Below are 6,187 nucleotides of genomic sequence, written 5' to 3'. Positions count from 1 at the left end.
GACCAGTGGTAGGCGAAGAGGGAGGCTTGGTAGGCGGTGAGGCGGAGGCGGCAGGTTTTGGTGGGGGTGGGGGCGATGGTGGGGTTTTGGTTCCAGGTGATCTGATGGTTGGTGGCGTCGAGGGATTCGATTCGGGCGGCGGATTCTTCGTAGCCGGTGATGGGTTGGCCGGCGTTGGGTCCGTCGGCGTGGAGGATTTCGGCTTGGAGGTAGCCGCTTCGGCAATCGACGTTGACGTGGAGCTGCATGGGGCGGTCGAGGGGCAGGTCGGTGGTGACGAGTCGGCCGGGACGTCGGCCGGCTTCGAGACTGACCCAGCCGTCGCGTCGGATGGAGGCCAGGCCGATGGCGCGGACGTGGCGTTTGCCGGAGGCGTGCTTGGTGCATGCGGCGACGTACGGGACGAGGAGGCGGTCGCCCTGCTCGATGGGCGTGTTGTGGGTGGGGACGACCCAGTGGGTGTCCCAGCCGCCTTCGCCGCCGAGCGGCAGGACGGGGTCACGCGGGATGGTGCGATGCCAGCGCAGGCCGTCGTCGGACCAGACGAGTTGGGTGTCGAGTCGTTCGACGGCTTCATGGTAGATTTCGGCGAAGCCGAGGAAACCGCGGCCGTAGCGGAACGGCTGAAGGCCGTAGATCTGGACGTCGCGCGGGTCGAGGTCGTCATGGCCGAGGACGACGCCGCAATCGTCCCAATGGACGAGGTCGGCGCTCTTCCAGAGGTTGGCGAGTCGCGGTTTGACGGGTTCATCCTTCCTAAAGCCCAGGCGCGGCGGTCGGCTAACAAAGAGATATTCGTCGGCGACGTGGTCGTAGAGGATGCTGGATCGGTCGCCGACGCCGGGCAGCGGGCCGGGCAGATGGGGTTCGAGGGTCTTGCCGTCGTTGCAGCGGAGGAAGTGGATGCCCTGACCGCGGTCGCCGGCGAGCTGATTGACGTAGTAGGCGAAGCCGACGAAGCGGGCATTTTTGAAGAAGGGATCGACGCGCTTGCCGACGGGGGCGAGGCCGAGGTTGTCGCAGCGGGTCTGGAACTCGTCGGCGGTAGCGAAGCCGCAGCGGGTCCAGTTGACGGCGTCGGGTGAGGTGGCGAGGCGGATCAGGCCGTCCTCGTGGGCCATGTACCAGAGCTTGTAGCGGTTGTCGTGCGGGTCGTGGAGCATGGAGGAGTAGCCGATGGCGGTGCCTTCGTCTTTCTGGTTGGGCGTGAGGACGGGGTTGCCGTGCTCTTTGCGGAGCGGCTGAACCATGCGGTGCAGGTCGGAGCGGGCGAGGATTTCGCTGTCGTTGATGAACAGGTGCAGGTGTGGGTCGTGCATGGTTCGGCTCCCGGCATTTGGTCCACGTTGCGGCGATTGTTGTGACTATTTTGACGGATGAGATACGGCAGTCAACGGGAATTCGTTTTGGATTGGCACGGAGCACGCGGAGCACGCGGAGAAGGCGGGAGAAGAGTTTGAACAGAAGATCGCGAAGGTAGCGAAGGTGGGAAAGAGGGGGCGCGGAGCATGCGGAGATGGGGGAGGAGTTTTGCTCAGGTGCGGTCAGGTGGTTTCTTCGCGGACGATCTGGACCCATCGGCCGAGGCGGCTGGGTTGATCGCAGAGGGTGTGGACGTCTTTCATGGCGAATTCGAGGGGGCAGTCGCCGGCGGCATGGAGGGTCTCGCGGATGTCGCGACGGATGAGGCCCTCGTCGAAGCGTTCGACGCTGATGAGGGTGGGGTTGGGTTTGCGGCAGAAGATGTAGTCGCGGCCGAGGGCGTCGGCCATGAAGGCCTGGTCGCACCAGGGCGAGACGGAGATCCGGCGGAGGTTCGGGATTCGTTTGACGACGTGCCAGCGATTGTGGACGGGTTCACAGCAGCCGTAGTAGCACAGGCCGAACCGCTCGATCACGGGAAGCTGATACTGGAAGACGAATTCCTCGAACATATCGGGTCCGACGCCGACGGTTTCCTGGGACTCCGAGAGGGCCCAGAGGTCCTTGAGGCGGACGGGGTCGCCTTCCTTCCAGCCGGCTTGCGGGAGTTCATCGGTGTAGCCCTGGCTGCCCGAGCCGATGTAGTCGTTTTCGTTGTTGAGGGTCAGCAGGCCTTCGCGTTCGAGCCATGTGTTGACGGCGATGTGGTCGTCGCGGAGGAAGGCCATGAGGCGGTGGACGGTTTGCGGGTCGTCCATCATGAGCACCATGAACTGTTCGAGGCCGACCAGTTGGATGGCGGGCCAGGTCATGCCCTGGGTCCACTGGAAGCCGCCTCGCATGCGGACGGGGAGGATGCCGTCGAAGAGTTCTTCGAGTTCGGTCTTGGCGGCGAGGGTGGAGTCGCGGTCGACGTGGCAGCGGCGCGGGTGAAGTTTGTCGAGGTCGGCTGGGAAGTTCTTGAGCGGCGACTCCCAGACGTAGCTGCCGAGTTTGCCGGCGTTGTCGCCGCGATGCTGTTCAAAGGGGACGCCGTAGTCGCTGATGCCGACGTGCCAGCCGCAGTTGATGAAGGGTTCGAGGACGAAGTCATCGCGGACCTCCTCGACGCGGAAGATCAACTCGCGGAGGCTGCGCTCGAAAGGCTGCCATCGCGTCGAGCAGCGGAGCGTGGCGACGGGGATCAGTTCATCGAGGACGCCGCCGGTTTCGGCGAGGATCATGGGCCGCTGCGGGTCTCGCGCGGCGAGTCGCCGCCAGGCGCGTCGGCGTTCGTCCATGACAGGGTCGGCGGCGTGGTTGGCCAGTCGGCTGGCCAGGTCGCGGAGGATGTGCCGGTCGGCTGGGTCGATTGCCTGTCGGTTGTTCGCCATCGGATGCTCCAGCGGTTTGAGTGTCCGTTGATCGTGAGGATATTCTAGCGTTGGACGGATCGGCTGCAAGGGGGTTTCGGTTGGGTCATCGGACGTTGACGTGGACGCGGAAGTAGAGCCGGCGGAGGTCGCCGGGTTTGGCGCCGAAGTGGCGGCGGAAGATGCGGCGGAAGTAGCCCGGATCGGCGAAGCCGGCGGCGCGGGCGACCTGGTTGACGGTCAGGTCGGACTCCTGGAGGAGGCGTCGGGCCTCGCGGAGTCGGCGGGCGTTGATGTATTGGCCGAGGGTTTGGCCCGCGACGCGCTTGAAGACGCGGCCGAGGTAGTCGGCGTTGAGGTCGAGTTCGGCGGCGACGAGGCCGGGCGAGAGGTCGGGCCGGCAGAAGGCTCCGTCAATGAAGGAGCGGACCTGTCCGGCGAGGGCTTCGGCTTTGGCGCCGTGGGGTTCGGCGCGGTGGTGGAAGGCGAGTTCGGCGAGCATGGAGGTGACCAGCAGGTCGGCTTCGACGGGCGAGGCGAAACCCTGCTCCTGGTCGTGGAGGAAGCGGCGGAAGAGTTCGACGAGGCGTTCGGGCCGGCCGGGTCGGCTTAACTGCGGGATGCTGATGTTGGTGTCGGCGGACTGGTCGGTGGCGGCGATGGCGTGCTGTTTGGGTCTGAGGCGGAAGTGGACCCAGTAGAAGCTGGTGCGGCGGTCGTAGTCGCTGAGGCCCTGATGCTGTCGTCCGGCGAGGAGGACGAGGGCGTCGTGTTGGGCGAGCTCAAAGACGCGGTCGTCTTCGGCGATGGTCATTTGGCCTTCGCGCATGAGGATGATCTCGAAGCTGTCGATGCAGCGGCGCGGATGGCGGCCGTAGCCGGGCGAGACGAACAGGCCGCCGTTGTCGGCGGCGGCGAGCGTGCCGCGCCGGATGGTCAGCCACGGCGGGTCGGCTGGGTTGGTCGTTGCCAGTTCGGTCATCGTGTCGGTCTCAGTCCGGTCCACCCGAAAAAGTAGAATGTCCCCTTTTCCATCGTAGTCGGATTTGTCCACTGTTTCCAGCGTTTTGGGGCGTTCTGTGGGGCGGTCAGGTCAGGGCGTTGAGGCAGAGGAAGAGCATGACCATTGCGGCGTAGGCGATGAGTTGGGCGAACGCGCGGCGGTCGGGCGGCTGGGTGGTGCGGAGGATGCGGACGGCTTGGAGGGCCAGCCAGATGGAGGCGGCGAAGGTCAGGACGTTCCAGGGAAGGCTCAGGCGGATCAGGAGGGTCAGGACCAGTCCGGCGGCGGCGGTGGCCAGGATCCAGATGAAGGTAATGCGCGAGAGTTGCCGCGGCGCAAAGACGGTGGCGGGAGTGGGCAGGCCGGCGCGGGCGTATTCGTCGGCCCGCATGAGCATCAGCAGCCAGAAGTGGGGGACCTGCCAGATGAAGAAGAAGCACGCGACCAGCAGGATGGCTGGGTCGCTTGGGAGTCCTCCTGCGGCGGCCCAGCCGATGATCGGCGGGATGGCGCCGACCAGGGCGCCGGGCAGGACGGCGAAGGGGGTGCGGCGCTTGAGGTAGGTGTAGACGCCGTTGTACCAGACCACGGCGAGCAGGCCGAGCAGGAGCACCGCGGGCAGGTGGCGGTCGATGGAGGCGAGGAAGTAGAAGCCCAGCAGGATGAAGGTGACGGCGAAAAAGAGGGCGGCCAGGGGGTCGATGCGGCCGGCGGGGATCGGCCGACCGGCGGTGCGGGCCATTTTCGCGTCGAGGCGGGCCTCCTGGACCTCGTTGAGGGCGGCGCATCCACAGGCGAGCAGGAAGACGCCGACGATCGGATAGAGGATCGGGAGCGAGACGGTCTGGGCGAAGAGGATCCAGCCGGTGGCGGTCGAACCGGTGACGGCCAGGGTAATCCTTGCCTTGGTCAGTTGCAGGAGCGCGTCGAGCCAGCCGTCATTGCGGTTGCGTGGTGTTTCCATTGTGCCTCGTGCCTGGAGCGGTGGTCGGCGGCTGTTGAGGGGCCGGTCCTCGCTCGGTTTCACGGATGAAGGTTTCGATGGCCTCTTCAATGTCGATCTGCGGCGGCGGCGCGGGCGGTTTTTCCAGGTCGTACTCGTCGACGAGAGCGGCGACGGTTTGGGGCGGGGCCTCGGGCCGCTGATTGGGCGGCAGGAACGAGCGGACGTGGTGGGCGAGGGCGAAGCGGTCCGGCGCGGGCAGTTGCCGGAACGAGTTCATCCGCGTGCCTTCGATCCCTTCGGTGAGGGTGCGGAAGACATCGGGCACGGTGGGGCTGCGGACCCAGCCGGCGGGATCCTGGAAGTTGCGGGCGTTTTCGACGAGGCCGCCTTCGCCCCGTTCGCCGTGGCAGACCGCGCAGTAGGTCAGGAACAGCTCGGGTGCGTTGCGCTGCCGGATGGCTTGGGAGTTGGGGTCCATGGCCTCGGCGACGACGATCGGCCGATATCGCTCGGCGATTTTGTCGCGCACCCATTGCTCGTACTGTTCGAGCGTGACCACGTCCATCTCGGCGATCATGGTGGCGTGGCCCTTGCCGCAAAACTCGGCGCAGAAGATGGTGTAGGTTCCGGTCTCCTGCGGTTCGAGCCACAAAAAGGTGTCGCGTCCGGGCACCATGTCCTCCTTGACGCGGAAGGCGGGCAGGTAGAAGCTGTGGATCACGTCGCGGGTCTCGAGTTCGAACTTGACGGCCCGGCCGACGGGCAGGACCAGGCGCTCGGAGGTGATCTGTTCTTCCGGATAGAAGAAGCTCCAGACCCACTGCTGGCCGATGACGCGGACGATTTTGGCGTCGGGCGGCGGCGAGCGGAGGATGCGGAACCCCTCGTAACCGATGAAGAACATGAAGATGACGATGGCGGTGGGAATGACGGTCCAGGTGATCTCCAGCGGATAGTTGACGCGGATCTGGGCTGTGGTGCGGGTGCGGGAGTGGTGGTAGCGGATCACGAAGACGACCATGGCCACGGTGATGACGACGAACAGGACGATGCAGATCGCGGTGATGATGTAGAATGCGCGATCGATCTCGCGGGTGATGTCGGCGACGGCGGCGATCATGGTTTCACCTGTTGTTGCATAGCGTTCCCGTTTACCGGTACGAATAGTCGGCGAAGGTCAGGAAGATGAAGATGGCGTAGATGATCAGGGTGAACAGGATCATGAGCTGGAATACGACCTTTTCAAATCGGATGTGCATGAAGTAGAGCAGGACGAGCGAGGCTTTGACGGTGGCGATGAGCATGGCGGTAAAGACGGTGAACTTCTGCATGTCGAGATAGCTGACGGTGACGGTCACGCCGGTCAGGAGCACCAGGGCGATCCAGACCTTCACGTAGAGACCTGGCGGGATCGGCGGGTGATGGGGTTTGGCGACTTGGGTTTGTTCGGCGTCGTCGCTCATG

The 6,187-nt window shown here is 65.2% G+C and carries 6 protein-coding genes; all 6 read right to left on the bottom strand.

Features of this window, described 5'->3' with window-relative positions:
- Nucleotides 1-1,319 (bottom strand): hypothetical protein (locus GXY33_06490; protein NLX04773.1); only part of this gene is annotated, 1,319 nt, incomplete at its 3' end.
- Between the two features lie 225 nt (nt 1,320-1,544).
- The gene (locus GXY33_06485) at nt 1,545-2,795 is read right to left on the bottom strand and encodes a hypothetical protein (protein ID NLX04772.1); all 1,251 of its coding nucleotides are present in this window, start codon (nt 2,793-2,795) and stop codon (nt 1,545-1,547) included.
- Nucleotides 2,796-2,880: 85 nt separating this feature from the next.
- Nucleotides 2,881-3,756 (bottom strand): AraC family transcriptional regulator, encoded by an 876-nt coding sequence (locus tag GXY33_06480; GenBank protein NLX04771.1) that lies wholly within the window; start codon nt 3,754-3,756, stop codon nt 2,881-2,883.
- Between the two features lie 106 nt (nt 3,757-3,862).
- The gene (locus tag GXY33_06475) at nt 3,863-4,741 is read right to left on the bottom strand and encodes a protoheme IX farnesyltransferase (protein ID NLX04770.1); all 879 of its coding nucleotides are present in this window, start codon (nt 4,739-4,741) and stop codon (nt 3,863-3,865) included.
- Nucleotides 4,716-5,843 (bottom strand): cytochrome c oxidase subunit II, encoded by a 1,128-nt coding sequence (coxB, locus tag GXY33_06470; protein NLX04769.1) that lies wholly within the window; start codon nt 5,841-5,843, stop codon nt 4,716-4,718. Before coxB ends, GXY33_06475 begins: the two co-directional genes overlap by 26 nt.
- A gap of 31 nt (nt 5,844-5,874) precedes the next feature.
- Nucleotides 5,875-6,186, bottom strand: a complete 312-nt coding sequence (locus GXY33_06465; protein NLX04768.1) for a cytochrome-c oxidase — start codon at nt 6,184-6,186, stop codon at nt 5,875-5,877.
- Nucleotide 6,187 lies beyond the last annotated feature (1 nt).

Source organism: Phycisphaerae bacterium (genome assembly GCA_012729815.1).
Taxonomy (GTDB): domain Bacteria; phylum Planctomycetota; class Phycisphaerae; order JAAYCJ01; family JAAYCJ01; genus JAAYCJ01.
Note: the sequence above shows the minus strand (reverse complement) of the source record. Positions and strands in the feature narration are given on the sequence as shown.